Here is an 18,822-nt window from a genome sequence, read left to right as displayed (position 1 = left end):
TCAGAACCATGACTATAGGAAATACCGAGGGAAATTCCTATCAGTCACGGCGAGAGTTCGGCGGGGTTTTTTCATTATTTATCGACGGGATGCTAGGGATACGCACAATTACCGTTGTTCCCTGGTCTGGAACCGAGTCGATCGTGACCTCCCCGTTCAATTTTTCGACCACGTTTTTCGCCAGGAACACGCCCAGCCCGGTGCCAGAACCTGGTTCTTTCGTGGTAAAGAAGGGTTCGCCGATGCGAGCCAAAATATGAGGTGGCATTCCCATGCCGCGATCTCGGATCGACACGATCATGCTATCTTTCGTGGTGCCAAGATTCAGTTGAATTGACTGCCCTGCCGGTGTTGCATCGAGGGCATTCTTTACCAGTCCGCGAATGGCCTGGGAAAGGAGGTGAAGCGGTGCGTTTATCTCCACTTCGGGGATATTGTGATCGATACTAATGCGGTTTCTATGCTGGATATCAAACCTTTCGGTGACTTCTTCCAGGAGCTTGCTTGCCGTAAAGCGGACGATTGGTTCTCCCGTAGCCTGCCCGGCGTCGGTTGACATCTGATCGAGAATCGCCCGACATCGATCAAGTTCACTGCGAATGAGCGAGATGTCTTCTTTAATCTCGGCAGCAACTTCGACTTGTGCCAGTTCCCGTTGGACCTCTTTCGCGACCACGGCAATGGTGGCCAGAGGGGTCGATAGTTCGTGAGCAGCCCCCGCAGCCAAAGTGCCTAAAGCCTCCAGCTTTTCGCTGCGGGCCTGCTTTATCTCGTTGAGTCGCAAGCTGGCTTCTTTTCGCTGTAGCTCGACATTCAGACGAGTCGTGAAGTAGACCACGACCATGGCACAAGTTACCAATGCCACGGAGGTCCCTGCCAGAAGAACATGGACAGGGATCGTACTCGTCGCGAGATTCTCGATTTGCCAACTTCCCAAGAACGGGAATGGGTAGCTCACTAACAACAGCAGACCGATACACCCCACGGTTACCAAAGCCAGGATCCCGGTGTTTTTCGGGGTGAGTACGATCGCCGCCAGGGCCAGATTCACCAGGTAAAACACAGCAAACGGGTTGGTAATCCCTCCCGTAAAGTAAAGCATCGCGGTCAGAAAACCCAGGTCCATCAACATCACCGCGAAGAGCAGCGTTTCCCAGGCCGTCAGGCTTTTCAGGTCGCGCGAGCGGAGTGACTCGAATAAATAGGTGAGCAGTAAGTTACTGCTGGCGGTTAAAAAGATGATTGTAGCCAGCGGCTGCCAGCGAATCTCGATACCCAGCAGAAACATGGCCGTGGCAATGGTGATCCACTGACCGAATGCTGCCACCCACCGCAATTTGATCAGCCAGGCCGTATTGATCGTAAGCCGAGCCTTACGCCCTTCCAGAAGATGCGGACCGTTATCAAAATGGGAGGTTTGCGGCATGAGGCGGGTAGCCGGCTGGTGGGTTAAAAGCGAAGAATAGTAGTAAACAAGGCGATCCCTGCCTGAGGACAGATTAATTGATGAACGAAATCGCTCAAGATCCCAACGTACTTCGGCTTTCGAGATTCGGGCTTACTTGCTTTTTGGCCGTTGTGGTGCTATTGCCAATCTCAATGCTGATTTTCCTGTGGGTTTCTCTTCCCAAAAAATCAGATAACCCACTTCCGATCGTCATTCGCGTCGCTGAAGTGAACTCGGAAATGGCACTGATCGTGGAGAATCAATCCGATAGGCCATTGACCAACCTCGGGATCACGTTCAACGATGCTTTTCACTTCTACAGCAAGGATGAGCTACCTGCCGGACAGGAAATGACCATCGCGCTGGGGGCATTTGCCCGTAAGAATGGACTTCGGTTCGACCCCGAGAGCCATCAACTGACGGAAATCGGAGTTTACGCCAAGCTGGAAGACAATTCACGCGGCGTCTGGGATTACCATTCCGAAGAACTCTTGAAGGAATTGCAGGCCTCGCCGCTGGGCCCCGGCAAGGATGTTGTAGCCGGGAAATGATGAATTTTCCCGTATAAATCGGCAAAATCCATCCATCCGCACCCAATTTTATTCCCCCTGGCAACTAGCCGCCTAGGAGAATCGAAGGTGTTGAGACATGATAGAGGTTTCCCCTCGATCGATTAGGCGGCCCTTGTAGGCAGGATCATGCACCAGACCGACAACATCAACGTTCACCGAATTGAAAAGCTGGCTCCACCCACGGAGATCAAGCGTGAGTTTCCAATTTCGGAGGCCGCCCAGGACTTTGTTTTCGATTCGCGACAGCATATCCAAAAGATTTTGGCAGGGGATGAGGATCGCTTGATTGCCGTGGTGGGCCCGTGCTCGATTCACAATGTCGATATGGCCATCGAATACGGCACGCGGCTGAAGAAGCTTTCCGATAAAGTTTCCGAGACCATGCTCGTCGTCATGCGAGTTTATTTCGAGAAGCCTCGTACGACCGTCGGATGGAAAGGGCTGATCAACGATCCGCACCTGAACGATACGTTCGACATGGTCGAAGGTTACCGCCTGGCTCGCAAACTGCTGCTGACCCTCGCCGAGATGGGCATTCCGGCCGCCAGCGAAGCCCTGGAGCCGATCACTCCGCAGTACATCGCCGACCTGATTTCGTTGGCCTCGATCGGTGCCCGAACGACCGAATCTCCCACGCATCGTCAGATGGCCAGTGGATTGTCGATGCCGATCGGCTTCAAAAATGGCACCGATGGCGACTTGCAGATCGCCCTCGACGCGATGACGTCCTCCAACGCACCGCACAGTTTCCTGGGCATCGACCCGGAAGGAGCCACCTGCGTGGTTCACTCAAAGGGAAATCCTTGGGGGCATTTGATTCTGCGTGGCGGGCGATCCGGTCCGAACTACTCGCGGGAGTCGGTGGCGGAAGCGATCGCTGCTCTGGAAAAACGCAATTTGCCGGCTCGCCTGTTGGTCGATTGCAGCCACGGTAATTCGCTAAAGGATCACACCCGTCAGGCCGGCGTCTTCCGGGATGTGCTCGATCAACGGATGGCCGGAAGTCGGGCCATCGCTGGCGTGATGCTGGAAAGCAATCTCATGCCGGGCAATCAAAAGTTGACCGATGATCCGAGCAAGCTGGAGTATGGCGTTTCGATCACCGATGCGTGCATTGGCTGGGACGAGACCGAAGAACTGCTGCTCGAAGCAAACGAACGTCTCAAGTCGCTGGTCTCTGCCTAAGGCGACTGCTCTGTCGTGTCTCAGTTCGTTCAACTCGCCACGCTGATCGACCTTCCCGACCAAGGAGGAAGGTTGGTGATTGTGGATCAGCAGTGGATTGGGTTATTCAAGACCGACGACGGTATCTTCGCCATCGATGCGATGTGCCCTCATGCCGGGGCCAACCTCGCGAAGGGAAGCGTTTGCGACGGCGTCGTTGCTTGCCCGGTGCACCACTGGCGTTTTCGACTTTCCGATGGGAAGTATCTCGACGCCGATGCCGAGCGATTCCATGCGAAGATCTACACCGTGCGCACCGAAGGCGAGCACGTCTTGGTCGAACTGCCAACCGTACCCAGTTCAATACGTCTCATTTAACGTTGGACGAAGGATGGTTCGCTATCAGGAATTCGCATTCTTCATGGCGGTGGCCACTGCCGCGTGGAGTGGGCCATTAGTCGCGATAATGCCCTGGTTTTCGGAAAGTAGCGCTCCGCGCGAAAAGTCGAGAGGATGGCCGTGGATGTCCGTGACCGTTCCGCCAGCTTCTTCGATGACCAGCGATCCTGCCGCGTGGTCCCAGATCTTTTCGACGTAGCCAGGTTTGGTGGGTAGACGCAGATAGATCTCAGCTTCTCCTCGGGCCACGACGGCATATTTGGCTTGGCTATCAAGCCGCACCGAATCACGCGAGATCCCGAGTTCGTGAGCGATTTCCGACGACCAGCTATGATCACTGTGCCCCGATTCTACCGACTCGCAGAACCGTGCGTCTCGCCCGATGATGCATCCCGATGTGGAAATACGAGTGCGATCGGTTGGATCCGACAGCGAAGAAACGTAGGCACCTTCACCCCGTACGGCGGTAAAGAGATAGCCGATTTCGTCGCTTTCGATCGTGCCCAGGTTCGGGCAAGCTAGGGCCGCGACCTTCACCTGGCCGTCGATCAGCAGTGCCAATGCAATCGCATACTGTTCGTTTCGCAGGAATCCCTTGGTACCGTCGATCGGGTCGAGGGTCCATGTCCGTGGTGCTGGATCGCGCGAGATGCCATGATCGATCCAAGCAAGAACTTGTTCTTGTGATGCGTCAGGCACCACCTTGGCGACTTCTTTCACCACCCGATTAAGAACCGAAACCTGATCGGGTAATCGTAGTGCGGCCGAGTCTTCTTCGGCGATCATGGGGTCGTCGGGGAAGGCCTCAGAGATCGCCTTGCAGACGATGGCCTGACTGCCGAAGTCAGCGACGGTGACCGGGCTGCGGTCGGTCTTAGACAACTCCGCAAAGTCTTCGGTCGACTGAATATGGCGACAGATCTTGCTGGCTTCAACGACGGCCTGGACGGCGACGCGAAGTTCCTCGGTATAGTGGCTATCGGCCATGGGGCTGCGACTTAGGGGCTAAAGGACGTCCTTGCAGATCGCAGCTGGTCAGCCTACGATCGGCGGTTCCGCTTGATTACCAAGCAACTCCATATTTTAAAAAGTCTTAGCGACATTTCACAACACCCCATAGCTGACCGGCAGATAAACCAATGCAGACATACACAGCTCAGTGCGTCCTCGATATTCAAGCCACGCTCGGGGAAGGTCCTTCCTGGGATGCCGCGACCGGAAAGCTGTTATGGGTCGATATCGAGAACAGCCTGGTGAATCGCTTCGATCCAGCAACTGGCAACAACGAGGCCTGGACCGTCGAGAAGGAGTGCAGCTTTGCGATTGCCTCCTCAAAAGGGGACATCATTGTCGGCACACGCGAGGGAATCGTGCGCCTGAATCCTGAGACAGGCCAGGTCACCAAAGTGGCCAACCCAGACACCAACTCGGATACTAACCGTTTTAACGACGGGAAATGCGACCCAAAGGGCAGATTGTTCGCCGGTACGATCTCGGACACTCGCACTCCAGGCGATGCCAATTGTTACCGCTTTGATAGCCAGTTTCATTACGAAACGGTCGTGCCTGGCGTGGTGAATAGTAACGGACTTTGCTGGTCGCCTGATCATAAGTTGTTCTATTACATCGATACAGCCACACGCAAAATTGACGCATTCGACTACGAGATCGAGACCGGCCAGATTTCCAATCGTCGAACCGTGGTCGATATTCCCGAGTCGCTGGGAATCGGCAAACCGGACGGAATGACGATCGACAGCGGGGGGATGCTCTGGACCGGGATGTGGGGTGGCGCTTCGGTATGCCGCTGGAATCCGCAGACAGGAGAGCTTATCGGGAAGATTGAAATCTCCTGTCCGAACGTCACTTCCTGCTGCTTCGGAGGCGAGAACCTCGATCAGCTCTACATCACCACGCCACGCAAAGGCCTAAGCGACGAGCAACTCAAGCAATTTCCTCAAGCAGGCGGTATCTTCCTTTGTCAGCCAGGGGTAAGTGGGGCGGTGACCTATCCATTCGCTAGTTAATTTGACTTGCAAGAAATGTGTACGCTTGTATACTTGCTGGTGCCGTTATCAATCTTTAATGCCGATGGTGCCAGGCAATGGAATCTGCCCGAAAAGCCGTGGGACGTGGGACCAATGAGAACCCCACCAATCGATTCGAGCGTCTGAGCGTTGCGCGCGATCTGGAACATCTTGATCCATCTGATACTGAGGAGTTCACCCCTCGTAAAGTACCGACCGAGTATTTTGCCGACGTGACGCAGTCGCTCATCACAAAGAACGACAGTCCCGATATTCCGTTCACCTACAGTTTGAATCCTTACCGGGGCTGTGCGCACGGGTGTAGTTATTGCTATGCCCGGCCGTATCACGAGTTCCTGGGCTTCAGCAGCGGGCTCGATTTCGAGACCAAGATTATGGTCAAGCGAGATGCCCCGCATCTGTTTCGAAATTTCCTTCGCAAACCAATCTGGAAAAGCGAAGTGATCGCCATGTCAGGCGTGACCGATTGTTACCAACCGGCCGAGCGCGAGTTTGAGGTCACGCGGGGATGCCTCGAAGTCGCACTCGAAGCACGGCAACCGCTCGGGATCATTACCAAGAATGCATTGGTCCTGCGCGATATCGACTTGATTGCGGAGATGGCCGCGCACAACCTGATTTGCGTGAATCTGAGTATAACCTCGCTCGATCAGAAACTAACGCGGCTGATGGAGCCCCGAACTTCAAGCCCCGCGGCCCGGCTAACCGCGGTCGAACAATTGACCACGGCCGGAGTGCCGGTGAATGTAATGGTCGCGCCCATCGTGCCCGGCCTGAACGATACCGAGATCCCAGCGATTCTCGAAGCGGTAGCCAAACGAGGAGCACTTAGCGCAGGGTACACGCTTCTGCGGTTGCCGCACGCGGTAAAAGAGATCTTCGTTACCTGGCTCGACGAACACTTGCCCGAGCACGCGGAGCGGGTTCGTTCACGAATTGAAGCCTGTCGCGGGGGAAAACTTACCGATTCGCGTTGGGGATCGAGGATGCGTGGAGAGGGTGTTATCGCAACGACGATCGCTAAGACATTCTCCTTGTTTCAGCGTCGTTATGGTCTGGAGCAGCGTAGAATCGCGTTAGACACATCGCACTTTCGCGGCCCTGGCGAAAACGGAAAATCACAACTTCGGATGTTCTAAGAGAACCAGGAAGGCTTGACTTTCGTACTGGACAGGGAAGAATGCATCGTCTTTTTTTGGGGATTCGCACGTACATGCATCGCTTGTTTCAACCAACCCTGATTCTCGTCCTCGCCACGCTGTTGGCAATTGGGCCAGGGTGGTGTCGTATGCATTGTGCGGCAGCGAATGTTTTTGAGGCTACTCCTGTTGCATCGTGTTGTCACGCCGAAAATGCGAATACAACGCCGCAACATCATGGTCCGGTCAGTTCGGACTGCCGCTGCCAGATTCAACCGGTTACCAATGAAATTCGAGGTCTGGTCGTTGACCCACCGACGGCTGTTCTCATCGTCGATCTTTTGGCATCGCGAACATTCGCGGGTCATTCTGTTCGCACGCTGAGCGTGCCTACGTGGAATAGAAATCCCCAAGTTCCGATTCACGTTCTGAAGTGTGTCTGGCGCTGTTAACGACGCTCTGTCGTCCGCCATTTTTTTGCTAGTTCTAGATCAATGTACGCCCAAGGTACGCGCCGCGCTGATCACCATGACACATTTCAATCCATTGACATTTGAAGATTAAGGACGTGACTATGATCACTAAATTTGCACTAGGTTCGTTGTTGGCACTGGCTCTTGGTTTCGGAGCATTGACTGTTCCCGGTTCCGCGGCATCTTCGGCTTCTCAGGCCGACTGCTGCACACTGGGGCTGGCTTGCTGTGAAACGCAGGAGGCTTGCTGCCAGGGCGATAAGCCCAGTTGCTGTGAAGAAGGCCAGGCATGCTGCGACGCAGTTGCCGCCTGCTGCAGCAATTAGGGCTCTCTACCAAGTGAAAGTTTGACTCACGAGCGGCCCCTTTTCCTGGTTTCGACCTGGAAAAGGGGCTTTTTACGTGCAATTGCAGTGCGCTTGGTTGAAGCTGGTAGAAAGGGCAAGGATAATAAGCATCCCTCTCCAAACCCCATCCACTCTCTCAACTTAGGAGTTTCCTACCCATGCGAAAATCGTGGCTCATGCTCAGTCTGTTGCTGTTCTGTTTCACGGCAACGGTTCAGGCCGAAGAAGGTTGGATCGAACTGTTCAACGGCAAAGACCTCACCGGCTGGACGCAGAAGAACGGCACTGCGACCTATGAAGTGAAGGACGGCACGGTTCTCGGTACGACCAAAACCGGTAGCCCCAACTCGTTCCTTTGCACCGACGAAGAATACGGCGACTTTGAACTCGAGTTCGACGTCAAGGTTCACGACCGGCTGAACTCAGGCGTGCAGATCCGCTCCCAAACCAAAGGCAATACCAACGAAGGTCGCGTGAACGGACCTCAGGTAGAAATCGAATCTGGTCCTGCTGAAGCTGGCTACATCTATGGTGAAGCAACCGGTCGTGGTTGGTTGACTCCTGAAGAACGCCTCAAGAAGCATCCGCACTTTAAAAACGGGGAGTGGAATCACTACCGTGTCGTTGCCAATGGCCCACGCATCCAAACTTGGATCAACGGCGAGCCCATCGAAGATCTGACCGACGAAGAGATTTACAAGACGCATCCAAAAGGTTTCATTGGTCTGCAAGTTCATGGCATTGGCAAAGACCAAGGTCCCTACACGGTGCAATGGAAGAACATCAAGTTGAAGAAGCTCGACGACTAGTTTTGCCGTAAATTCGTAGCCAAATCATGAGAAGGCCGTTCCATCTGGAGCGGCCTTTTTTCGTTGAACTGGGAAATGCCACCATGACTGCCACACGACCAATGACAGGCCGAACGAGCAGGGCTCGCCTTTTGACGGAATTACGGAATATTCCAGGGAATTGTGGGAATATAAGCCAAAAGCCCACCGTCAAACGAAGTTTTCATCAAGGTGTCGGGCAGATTGGCATGCCTGTTGCCAATATGAATTTCCAATCAATTCGTGAATGATCACCGTCCGCTCGCGGATGGCGATTCCTCAATGCGTTCGCAACGGTGTGAGTACCTATGCGTTCACGAAGATGAAACGACCCCTTCTCACGAGAAAGGAAATTGAAATGAAGTTTTCGTCCAGAAATTGGATTCTAGGTTTGGTCGCGGCGACGGGATTGGCCCTTGCTGGATCGTTGAAAGCCCAGGATTTGGGTGGGACTGTCGAGGCCGCAGGTGACACGGCTGGTGGTGCGGTAGAAGCCGCAGGCCAAGCCACCGCTGGCGCTCAGGGCGCAGCGGATGCCGGTGCTGAGGCAGGCGTGGAAGCAGCCGGTCAGGCGACACCGCCGACCACGCCAGCAGCACCAACGAAAGGTCTGACGGATTCGATCGAAGGTTCCGCCGAGGCTCAAGTGGATTCGTCGATTGACGCTAACGCGCCGAACCTAAACGACGATGTCCCTGCCGCACCGGCTCAGGCCGATGTCGATGCCAGCGTAGACGCTGAAGTCGATAACCGTGTGGGTGCCGACGCACGCGTCGATGCCAACTCGCGACTCGACGCCGACGCGAGGCTAAACGCCGACGGTCGTGTGGATGCCGACAGACGTATGCGCGACCGCGATGCCTTTGATCGTGATGGTCGTGATTTCGACCGCGATCGCCGAGACAACGACCGAACCGCTCGCTGGCGTTTCAAGAACCAGAATGGTGTCTGGTGGTACTGGACTCCGGCCAACACCTGGATGGTTTACCGTAACGGTGGATGGGTCCATTACCACGGACCTGGCTATGGTCACGGTGGTAGCTGGTACGATAACTACCAGCCACGTCGCACGACCGGTTATCGCGGAAACCCTTACAATAACGGTTACTACTACCGCGATAATGACGGCATGCGGTTCTACTACGACAACGGTCGTCAGTACTATTACGACAATGACGGTCGATATTACTTCGACGGTGGTCGTCGCACGTACGATCGCCGATATGCCGATCCAGACGTCCGCCGTGGCGCGGGTATCGGAGCCGGCATTGGTGGAGCCATTGGCGGTCAGGAAGGCGCCCAAATCGGTGCTGGTATCGGTGCCGCAATTGGTGCGGGGAATTAGTCGCTAGTCGGCTGAGGGACAGTCCTGCATGAAAAGGCCCCGCGAAGTGAATTCTTTGCGGGGCCCATTTTTATGCGCTCACCCTTAGTTCTGCATTTTCAAAGTAAGCGACATAGGCTTTTTGCCTCGAAAGAAATCGATCTTCACCTTTTCGTCTGGCATGCAGTTTTGGGCGCCGTAGGCCAACACGTCGGTCTCGCGCATCAGGTCGTCACGTCCATCGAAACCAACCACGATGTCATCAACCCGGAACCCAGTGTTCTTGGCCAATGCATGTTTGTTGTAGCGACCCACGTAACGAACACGCAGGGCCATCTTGTTGGGATCGGTAATTCCGATGCGTTCACGTTGTTCCTGGGTGGCTTCTTCAAGACCCATCCCGCCAAGAACCATCGCCCGCATGGGCCAGGCACCCACACGCCAGGAAAGGTCGTCCTGCTGCCGCCAGCCACTGGGAAGTTCGATCGATTTCAAGATACGTTTCTCGCCGCGGACAATCGCCGCGTGGACGACGTCCTCGTCCTTCGCATGATGCAGCACCCACTGGATGTCGGCAATCGACAGGATGACTTGTCCGTTCAACGCAAATACGCGATCGCCGGCTAAAAGGCCAGCCTTCTCGGCGATCGAACCGGCAGTGACCTCTTTCAGCGTATTCATTTCGCTCGGATCGATAATCATCCCAATCGCCTTGGGATGTGGGTACGGAAAGAGGTACTCGTCGGGAATTGCCTTCCCGCGGTCGCGGAAAACGGCCTTCTGGGCGTCTCCAATCTGGTGGCAATGAATGCAGCTTTTGACGACGTCCCCTTCGTAGTTCAGCGTATCGGTGTATTTGTCTTTCAAAGAAGGGAACTTTTCAGGCGAGGCGTACAGCGGCTTGTCGCCATGTTTACCAATGAAGAAGGCTTTATTGTTGGGGTAGTTTGCGTGCAGCTTCAGCCCTGCATCGAGTGCCTTAGCTAGGCCTTCAATCGATACATCGCTCGTCCAGTCGGTGCGGTGCGAACGCGTACCGAAGCGGCCATAGATCGTCTTGTCGGCGTTCATTAGAAAGACGGCAAAGGATTGGTCGTAGTCGTACTGAAACAGATCCAAGTCGAGCCCATTGGTGCCAACGATCCGCACGCGAACGTATTGGTCGAGCAGCGGCCTCAGGACGGGGTCCTTTTCCATGATTTCTTCGTCGAGCTTGACGCACTCTTCGCAGGGAATGCAGCGCAACACGACCAGCATTGGTTTTCCCGTTTCTTGGGCCTGCTTGATCCCTTCTTCAAATCCGTTGTAGATCCAATAGCCATCGGATAGGACCTTCTGGCGGTCCCCTAATACCTTTTCTTCGCGTGTCAGTTTTCCGTCTTCCGCCAACAGAGGTAATCCGCAAATAAGACCGATTACCAGCGCGCAAGCGAAACGTGAGATGAGATTCATCTAGGGGCTCCCAGGGACAAGACGAAAAGGAATTTGAAATCGAAAAGTAGCCAGCTACGGCTTGGGCTTGCGAAAGCAGTAAAGTCCCTTGACGCTTCTCAAGTAGAGTGAGTCGTCCAGGGGAACGCCAGATGCCTGAAATCCCGACGGGAAGTCGGCCTGGCTGATCTCGATATACTCCTCAGGCGAAGCTTTGAACACGGTCGCGTGTCCGTCGTCGGTAAATGCGTATAGGTTTTCACCAGCGCAGACGAGCGAGGCACGGTAATTGCCACCGATCCGTTTGATCCAATCGACATCTCCTGATTTCGCATCGCGGCAAGAGACGACTCCGTCGTCATCCAGCATGTAGATTTTGTCTTCGATAAACACAGGACCAGGACGCAGCGGCACCCCTTTGCCGGCACTCCACTTCACGTGGCTTGCCGTGACGTCTCCGCTGCCCGATGGATCAACGGCCACCAGCAGGTTCTTGCCATGGCCAGGGAATACATAGACCAGCCCGTGACGATAGATCGGGCGAATGGCCGCATTCATGCCTCCGTGCTGTATGCTCCATAGGATATCACCCGTCTCGGGATCGAACGATTGCGTCGCATAGGCGCTGGGATAGATCAGCTGTCGACGTCCGGCATGTTCGATCAGCAGGCCAGTTCCATAGGCCTTCATCCAGTCACCGTTGTCGGTGTTGTATTTGATGTTGCGATCGGTCTTCCAAACGGTCTTGCCGGTCTCTTTATCCAGGGCGACAACGTACTGCACATCGAACCCGTCGAAGGCAACATACATGTTCTTGTCGTCAATGACGGGGGAAGATGCCGGACCCCGGTGATGATCGCAAGGAAGGTCACGCCGCTCCCAGAGTTTCTTTCCCGTCTTCGTGTCGAGGCAGGCCGTGCCGTATCGGCCGAAGTGAACATAGATGCGGCCTTCTTCGATTGCCGGGGTGCACGAAGCGTAGCTGTTGGTCATGTGCGCTTCGTCGACTTCTTCGTTCTCGAAGAGCAACAGGTCGAACTTCTTCTCGCCCGTGTTTCGGTCGTAACAGAGCGCGTACTGTTGTTTGCCATCTTCCGTGGCGGTCGTGATCCACAGTTGATCTCCCCAGACGACGGGGGACGACCAGCCCTTGCCGTGTGGTTCCGCCTTCCAGGCGATATTCTGGGGATCGCTCAAGTCGGTGGGAACTTCGGCCGAAAAGTTGGCTCCATTCCCATCCGAGCCGCGAAACTCTGGCCAGTTGATATCAGCCGACAGAGTATTCCACGAAAGCAGTGTCAGGCAGAAAGAAAGGTAAAACGGCAGACGCATTCAGCAATACCCTTAACGAGGTTAGAGCGGGGAGGATCATTGCGCTAGGCGGCGGGAAGCCACATTATCGTCACCATGCTCTAGCTGAGTCAACTCAAATGCCCTTCATTCAGCGGACATAGCATCTACAATAGCGGGAACGGAGAAGACGCAATTCCGCACCATAAAGAGGCATTCCGGTGGAATTTGAAGGCTACATTTTTGACTTGGATGGCACCCTGGCCGATACGATGCCAGCCCACTATTTGTCGTGGCGAAAGATCACGCAGAAGCATGGGCTGGAGTTTTCGGAAGATCGCTTCTATTCGCTGGGGGGAGTTCCGACCGAACGCATATTCAATATTTTGGCCGAGGAACAAGGCAAAACGCTCAATGCGGCCGAATGTGCTCACGAAAAAGAGAACGCCTTCGTCGATTTGATCTCGGAAGTCGGACCGATCGAGCCGGTTCTGGAAGTCGTTCGACTCAATCACGGCAAAGTCCCGATGGCGGTTGCCACTGGGGCCATGCGGTGGGTGATGGAGCGAATTCTGGACCAGTTGGAAATCGCCGACTATTTCCAGGCGTTCGTTTGCTCGGAAGATACCAAGCGTCATAAGCCGTTTCCGGACGTCTTCCTAGAAGCGGCGACGCGACTGGGGGTTGCTCCTGAAAAGTGCTGCGTCTACGAAGATGCTCAACTCGGAATCGAAGCCGGTCAGGCGGCCGGAATGCACGTGATCGATGTCCGAGAGTTTCACACCCCGCGACGGATCACGGCCGGGGCTTAGTTGCTTTTAGAATTCATGCTTACCAATATCTATCATCACAAAATCGATGTCGTAACCGACGACATCGACCTTCAGGGGCACGTCAACAACCTCGTCTACTTGAAGTGGATGCAAGATGCTGCCGTGGCTCATTCCCTGGAAAAAGGGTGGGGGCATGACGAGTACGGCAAGTTAGGTTGCAGTTGGGTTGTCCGGGCCCATCAAATCGAGTACCGCTACCCGGCGTTTGAGAACGACCAGCTTGAGGTCGTCACCTGGGTCGATTCATTCCGCCGGGCATCGTGCGTCCGCAAGTATGAGATTCTTCGTATGCGAGATCAAAAAATACTCGCCGTCGCGCAAACGAATTGGGCATTTGTCGACCTGGAAAAAAGGATGCCGGCACGCGTCCCCCAAGAGGTCATCGAGGCGTTCAAGTCCGGTCCCATGGCCCAAACGTCGTAGGTTTTCGTGTTGGGTACCCCCGGCATGATGCCTACAATCCGCATTTTCTGATTTCTGCGGCCAATTCTTGGAACCGAAGCTAAGCGGTTCGTATACTTAGAGATAGGTTTTTCTTCGCCATTTTTCCCCTGGAATTTGCCGGTGCCGAGCCAGAGTCACCTCAAATCGCTATGCAAATCCCTGATCATCGCTGCGATGATTGGCGCGGGCAGCTGCGCGGTTGCTCAGGCCGAGATCTTTCATTTGACCAGTGGTGGAACGATCGAAGGGACTCTCCTGAATCCGGATGAATCACCGCGATCGACGTATCAGGTTCAGACTGACAGCGGAACACTTATTCTCGGACGAACGACCGTTCGCGAGGTTGTCGCGTTCTCGGCCCAGCTAAAACAATACGAGCAGTTCCTTCCTCGCATGCCAGACACCATTGAAGGCCAATTTCAGATGGCCAAGTGGTGCGATCAAAACAACCTGCCAGAGAAACGCGATTACCACTACAACGAGATTCTGAAACGCGAGCCCGACAACCTCGAAGCACGCAAGGCGCTCGGCTACGAACGCTTTCAAAACAAGTGGATCATTCGCGACGACTGGATGCGCAAGCAAGGTTACGTACGTGACGGTGGGCGTTGGCGGTTTCCGCAAGACATCAAGATGACCGAGAACGATCGCAGCATCGAAGATCAGCAGGTCGAATGGCGGAAGCAGGTTCGCATTTGGCGATCGTGGCTCAAGCGTGGTGGTGACAAGGCGCAGGAGGCTGCCCAGGAACTGCGAAAGGTCACCGATCCCAACGCGGGGCTGGCCGTGATTGAATTGCTGGAAGATGAAACCCACCCCGCCGTGCGAGAACTTCTGGTGGAAGCCTTGTCGAACATCAAAACGCCGCAAACCACGATGGCCTTGGTGCAACTGGCCGCGAACGATCCCAACGATTCACTCCGTGACCGAGCCACCATCGGGCTCGAGCAGCGAGATAATCAGGTTGCGGTGAGTTATCTCATCGGACAGCTCAAGAGTTCGGACAATACGGTCGTCAATCGGGCTGCGATTGTCTTAGGACGACTGAAGCACCCCGCCAGTATTCTTCCTCTGATGGATGCCCTGGTGACCACGCACAAGTTTCAAGTGACGCGTGGAACGCAGCCGGGCCGTACGAACGCCGCGTTCGATAGCACCGGCGGCGGTGGGATGTCGTTTGGTCAGGAAAAGCCGAAGATCATCGAGCAAGATCTCAAGAACCAGGGAGTGCGCGTGGCATTGAAACAGGTCCTCGAAGAGGAAGTCGACTATCAATTCGACGAGATGGCCTGGAAGACCTGGTACGCCAATAAGAAGATGCCGCTGAACGTCGATCTCCGCCGAGATTAGAGCGTTTCCAAGTTAGATGTAGCGTCCTGGGCGTCGGCGAGGCAAGCTGGACAAGGCGACCGAAGCAGGCGAATCCTCTAGATTCGCCGATGCAGGTCAACGAAGTCCGGCGCGGCCGCAGCCAGCCAAAGACGCTACAGATGAATTGGAACCGCTCTAGTCGCGGATTACTTCTTCGCGAAACGCTCGGCCTGTTTGCGGATGTCGACCCCCACCATTTCTTCCCAGGCAGAAATCAATCGCTTGAAGATCGGCCCAGGCTTGCCCACGCTAATCGGCTTACCGTTCCATTGGTTGCACGGCACGATACATGGCGACGTGCTGGTGAGCAGGACTTCATCGGCCGTCGCGAAGTCTTCAGGCGTTAGTTGCCGATGCGTTACCGGAATGGCCAGTTCGTCGGCCAGCTTCTCGAGTGTAGCGATGCTGATGCCTGGCAACACCAGGTCGGCAGGTGGAAGTTCGAGACCCGTATCGGGATGATACTTGGCGATGTTGGCGGTGGTGGCTTCCATCACGTAGCCGTCCTGGTCTAGAAGCACTGCTCTCGCGGCGGGGTCTTGTTTCTTGGCTTCCAGGTCGGCCAGGTAATAGTGTACGCGTGAGCGGACCTTCAATTCCCGTGGCCAGCATTCGACCGGAGTTTGGCGTGTCTTAGGAACGAAAAGCGATTGACCTTCTTCGTACAAACTAGCAAACGCATCGAACGCCACCATTTGCGTATGCACGGCCAGGCGGCCGGTTTTATGGGGATGATAGAGCTGATCCATCGAGCCTGGCGTGATGAAGATCGTAAGTCCCAGGTCCGCACCAGCGGGCAGCAAGGGATAGTTATGCTCGATGATTTGATGAATCACATCGACCAGCGATTCACGCGACTCAGACGACTGGACGTCAACGATCTCCAGGCTTCTCCAAAGTCGATCGAGATGCTGATCCAGGCGAAAGACCTTGCCATTGAAAGTGCGGCACTGCTCCGCGACGGTCGTTCCCAATTGAAACCCAGCATCGTTCAAGGGAATCGTCAACTCACTGCGCGGAATCCAGGTTCCTTCCCAATAAGCGATCGGCTGAGCCACAGGCGTGTCCTTTCAAAGAGGGAAAGCGATGACGTCGATCGTCGTTATGATCGAGTCGAGCTTACCGTAGATGACTGGTCGGGGGAAGTTGCCGAGTCTTCTTGTTGTGGCGTAGACGTCAGCTGAATGAGATTGTCTGGCTGAGACTTGGCACCGCAACCAGATCCGCAGCCGCCTCCGCATGATCCGGCAGCGCCCTGAATGCCGCGAAAGATGATCCAGCCAATGTAACTGGCGGCCGAGCCAACGATGACCAATACAATCAGGTTCTGCCACATGGGAAACTCCTTGGTCCAATCCTTACGGATCGCCTGGGAAAGTCAACTTCTCACTTCAAACTGAGAACTAACTCAAAAACACCAATGCCGAGACCTGGTAGGTGATCATGGCACCCACGTAGGCGAGTACGGTCATGTAGACGAATGTGAAAATGGGCCATCGCCAACTGTTGGTTTCTCGTTTGATCACGGCCAGCGTAGCGGCACATTGGGCACATAGGGCGAAGAAGACCATGATCGACAAGGCGACTGGAATGTTAAACACGTTTTCGTCCGTGCCGGCCCATTTGGCTTCCTTGATCGTTTCGCGAAGTGGGGCGGACTCTTCGTCTTCTTCACCACCCAAGTTGTAGAGGACCCCCATCGTACTGATGATCACCTCACGTGCCGGGAACGAGGCGATCGCAGCGCTGCCGATCTTCCAGTCCCAACCCAGCGGCCTGACAACTGGCTCGATCCAATGCCCGGCCATGCCGAGGAAACTGCCGCGAAGCAGTTCGCCGTCGATCTGGTTGTTGATTTCCGCCAGGCGATGTTCGATTTGGGCGGCTTCCTCATCGCTGGCACTTTCCAGTTGAGTTTCCAGCTGAGCGATTTCTTCGGCAAATGGGGCCGTGGCGGCCTCTTCGTCGCGTGGGAAGTAGGAAAGGGCCCACACGATCACCGTCATCGCGAAGATCAGCGTCCCGGCGCGTTTGACGAACGCCCATCCCTTCTCCACCATCACCATCAATACGCCCGAGATCGACGGAAATTTGTAGCTGGGAAGTTCCATCACGAAGGGAGGCGTTTCACCTGGAAGGATCGTCCGGCGAAGCACGAACGCCACGCCCACTGCCGCCAGGATCCCTAGCAGATACATGCTGAGCATGACCAGCGTATGCAGCGAAAGGACCCCGCCGATCGTTTCATCCGGGATGAATGCCGCGGTCAGCAGCACATAGACCGGCATGCGTGCGCTACAGCTCATCAGCGGCGCGACCAGGATGGTGATCAGGCGATCGCGACGGTTCTCGATCACGCGTGCCGCCATGATCCCAGGAATCGCACAAGCGAAACTGGAAAGCAGCGGGATAAAGGACTTCCCACTCAGCCCAATCTTGCTGAACAAGCGATCCATTAAGTAGGCTGCCCGGGCCAGGTATCCGCAATCTTCCAGGATGGCGATGAAGAAGAACAGAATACAAATCTGTGGCAGGAATACCAGCACACCACCGACGCCCGCGATCACGCCATCGATCAGCAGCGACTTAAGGGCTCCATCGGCCAGGCTGGCATCGACAAAGCCAGCGATGATTTCAAAGAAACCTTCGATGTAACCCATCAGATTCCCTGCGACCAGGTCGCTAAAAACGGCCTGGAACATAAGGGTCATGATGAAGATAAAGAAGATCGTCCCGCCGATTCGATTGGTCAGGATTCGATCGATGCGATCCGAGAGCGTAACTTTGCGGGTTGCTTCCCGCGTGACGATCCCATCGAGGACCTCTTGCACCCACTTATATCGAGAGATGGCTTCGATCGCCGGCACCGGCTGGCCCAATTCAGCAAGTTGATTACGGGACTCGACAATCCAGTTGTGAAGTTCCTTCCCGCCGCTGGTGAGTTCCTTTTCGAGGTAGCCGCTCGTGTCCAGCAATAGACGTTCCGCCAAATAGCGAGTCGATTGTTCGTCATGCTCCTGAAGTTTGGCATGCAGTTGGCCAACCTTGTCGCGAAACTCTTCCGGGAAAGGACTTTCGACCGGGATAGAGTCGCTATCCAGCAGCGAGACAATCGTGTCGCGCAGCTGGTCGAGGCCTCCGCGACGGTTGGCCTGGGTGGCGACGATTGGCACGCCAAGTCGTTGCGACAACTGAATAACATCGACCGAGATCCCTTTGTCCCTGGCGATGTCCCCCATGTTCAGGGCCACTACGGTAGGCAGGCCGAGTTCCTTGACCTGGCTGACGATGTACAAGTTGCGCTCGAGATTGCTGGCATCCACAATCACCATCACGGCGTTAGGCTTGGTTTCGTTGGCTTGCCGGCCAAGCAGGACGTCGACCGTCACCATTTCATCGGGCGAACGTGGGGCGAGGCTGTAGGTGCCTGGCAGGTCGATCAATTCGACCTTCTGACCTTTGTGCGTAAACGAACCATGCTTCTTTTCGACGGTCACGCCGGGGTAGTTGCCCGTTTTTTGACGGATACCGGACAAGGCGTTAAAGAGGGTCGACTTGCCGGTGTTGGGGTTTCCGACCAGGGCGACGTTTAACGTTCGAGCAGGGGCGTCGACAGACATTCAGTGGGCTTATTGGGGTTGGCTGCTTGTAGGAATCCGAGAAACGTCGCGCTGGGTAACGGGCAGAAAGGCGAGGACGATATTTGCTGCTGA

18 protein-coding genes are annotated in these 18,822 nt (G+C 55.2%); 11 read left to right on the top strand and 7 right to left on the bottom strand.

Features of this window, described 5'->3' with window-relative positions; genetic code table 11:
* Positions 1-40: 40 nt before the first annotated feature.
* Complete coding sequence (locus tag Pan97_RS18260; protein WP_144975050.1) at positions 41-1,426, bottom strand: ATP-binding protein; 1,386 nt, start codon at positions 1,424-1,426, stop codon at positions 41-43.
* Positions 1,427-1,506: 80 nt separating this feature from the next.
* Between Pan97_RS18260 and Pan97_RS18255 the strand changes: the two genes are divergently transcribed.
* The 3 genes from Pan97_RS18255 to Pan97_RS18245 all read left to right on the top strand — a co-directional run bounded on the left by Pan97_RS18255 (position 1,507) and on the right by Pan97_RS18245 (position 3,561).
* Positions 1,507-1,998, top strand: a complete 492-nt coding sequence (locus tag Pan97_RS18255; protein WP_144975048.1) for a hypothetical protein — start codon at positions 1,507-1,509, stop codon at positions 1,996-1,998.
* Positions 1,999-2,145: 147 nt separating this feature from the next.
* Positions 2,146-3,204: a 3-deoxy-7-phosphoheptulonate synthase gene (locus Pan97_RS18250; protein WP_315861149.1), complete on the top strand. Its 1,059-nt coding sequence runs from the start codon at positions 2,146-2,148 to the stop codon at positions 3,202-3,204.
* Positions 3,205-3,219: 15 nt separating this feature from the next.
* Entirely contained in the window at positions 3,220-3,561 is a 342-nt protein-coding gene (locus tag Pan97_RS18245) for a Rieske (2Fe-2S) protein (RefSeq protein WP_144975044.1), read from the top strand.
* Between the two features lie 24 nt (positions 3,562-3,585).
* On the opposite strand, the gene Pan97_RS18240 is transcribed toward Pan97_RS18245, so the two are convergent.
* Positions 3,586-4,569, bottom strand: coding sequence for a 3'(2'),5'-bisphosphate nucleotidase (locus Pan97_RS18240; protein ID WP_144975042.1), 984 nt, complete (start codon positions 4,567-4,569; stop codon positions 3,586-3,588).
* 152 nt (positions 4,570-4,721) lie between these two features.
* Here Pan97_RS18240 and Pan97_RS18235 point away from each other — a divergent pair, with 152 nt between their 5' ends.
* The 5 genes from Pan97_RS18235 (at position 4,722) to Pan97_RS18215 (ending at position 9,761) form a co-directional block, all read left to right on the top strand.
* Positions 4,722-5,609 carry an SMP-30/gluconolactonase/LRE family protein gene (locus tag Pan97_RS18235; protein ID WP_144975040.1) on the top strand — a complete coding sequence of 296 codons (888 nt, stop codon included), beginning with the start codon at positions 4,722-4,724 and terminating at the stop codon, positions 5,607-5,609.
* Positions 5,610-5,686: 77 nt separating this feature from the next.
* Positions 5,687-6,769, top strand: a complete 1,083-nt coding sequence (locus tag Pan97_RS18230; RefSeq protein ID WP_144975038.1) for a PA0069 family radical SAM protein — start codon at positions 5,687-5,689, stop codon at positions 6,767-6,769.
* Between the two features lie 574 nt (positions 6,770-7,343).
* Positions 7,344-7,568, top strand: coding sequence for a hypothetical protein (locus Pan97_RS18225; RefSeq protein ID WP_144975036.1), 225 nt, complete (start codon positions 7,344-7,346; stop codon positions 7,566-7,568).
* A gap of 179 nt (positions 7,569-7,747) precedes the next feature.
* Positions 7,748-8,398 (top strand): 3-keto-disaccharide hydrolase, encoded by a 651-nt coding sequence (locus Pan97_RS18220; protein ID WP_144975034.1) that lies wholly within the window; start codon positions 7,748-7,750, stop codon positions 8,396-8,398.
* A gap of 376 nt (positions 8,399-8,774) precedes the next feature.
* The gene (locus Pan97_RS18215; RefSeq protein ID WP_144975032.1) at positions 8,775-9,761 is read left to right on the top strand and encodes a hypothetical protein; all 987 of its coding nucleotides are present in this window, start codon (positions 8,775-8,777) and stop codon (positions 9,759-9,761) included.
* Between the two features lie 84 nt (positions 9,762-9,845).
* Here the strand turns inward: Pan97_RS18215 and Pan97_RS18210 are convergent, their stop codons facing one another.
* A complete protein-coding gene (locus Pan97_RS18210; protein ID WP_144975030.1) occupies positions 9,846-11,192 on the bottom strand; it encodes a Trx7/PDZ domain-containing (seleno)protein in 1,347 nt (448 codons plus the stop codon).
* Between the two features lie 54 nt (positions 11,193-11,246).
* Positions 11,247-12,503 carry a PQQ-binding-like beta-propeller repeat protein gene (locus tag Pan97_RS18205; protein ID WP_144975028.1) on the bottom strand — a complete coding sequence of 419 codons (1,257 nt, stop codon included), beginning with the start codon at positions 12,501-12,503 and terminating at the stop codon, positions 11,247-11,249.
* A 179-nt stretch (positions 12,504-12,682) separates the two neighbouring features.
* Between Pan97_RS18205 and Pan97_RS18200 the strand changes: the two genes are divergently transcribed.
* The 3 genes from Pan97_RS18200 (at position 12,683) to Pan97_RS18190 (ending at position 15,088) form a co-directional block, all read left to right on the top strand.
* Entirely contained in the window at positions 12,683-13,273 is a 591-nt protein-coding gene (locus tag Pan97_RS18200; protein ID WP_144975026.1) for an HAD family hydrolase, read from the top strand.
* Between the two features lie 15 nt (positions 13,274-13,288).
* Entirely contained in the window at positions 13,289-13,717 is a 429-nt protein-coding gene (locus tag Pan97_RS18195; RefSeq protein WP_144975024.1) for an acyl-CoA thioesterase, read from the top strand.
* A gap of 141 nt (positions 13,718-13,858) precedes the next feature.
* Entirely contained in the window at positions 13,859-15,088 is a 1,230-nt protein-coding gene (locus tag Pan97_RS18190) for a HEAT repeat domain-containing protein (protein ID WP_144975022.1), read from the top strand.
* Between the two features lie 167 nt (positions 15,089-15,255).
* Here Pan97_RS18190 and Pan97_RS18185 read toward each other — a convergent pair whose 3' ends face one another.
* The 3 genes from Pan97_RS18185 to feoB all read right to left on the bottom strand — a co-directional run bounded on the left by Pan97_RS18185 (position 15,256) and on the right by feoB (position 18,729).
* Entirely contained in the window at positions 15,256-16,167 is a 912-nt protein-coding gene (locus Pan97_RS18185; RefSeq protein ID WP_144975020.1) for an aminotransferase class IV, read from the bottom strand.
* Between the two features lie 44 nt (positions 16,168-16,211).
* The gene (locus Pan97_RS18180; protein WP_144975018.1) at positions 16,212-16,445 is read right to left on the bottom strand and encodes a FeoB-associated Cys-rich membrane protein; all 234 of its coding nucleotides are present in this window, start codon (positions 16,443-16,445) and stop codon (positions 16,212-16,214) included.
* Positions 16,446-16,512: 67 nt separating this feature from the next.
* The gene (gene feoB, locus Pan97_RS18175; protein ID WP_144975016.1) at positions 16,513-18,729 is read right to left on the bottom strand and encodes a ferrous iron transport protein B; all 2,217 of its coding nucleotides are present in this window, start codon (positions 18,727-18,729) and stop codon (positions 16,513-16,515) included.
* Positions 18,730-18,822: the final 93 nt, after the last annotated feature.

The organism is Bremerella volcania (genome assembly GCF_007748115.1).
Lineage (GTDB): Bacteria > Planctomycetota > Planctomycetia > Pirellulales > Pirellulaceae > Bremerella > Bremerella volcania.
Note: the sequence above shows the minus strand (reverse complement) of the source record. Positions and strands in the feature narration are given on the sequence as shown.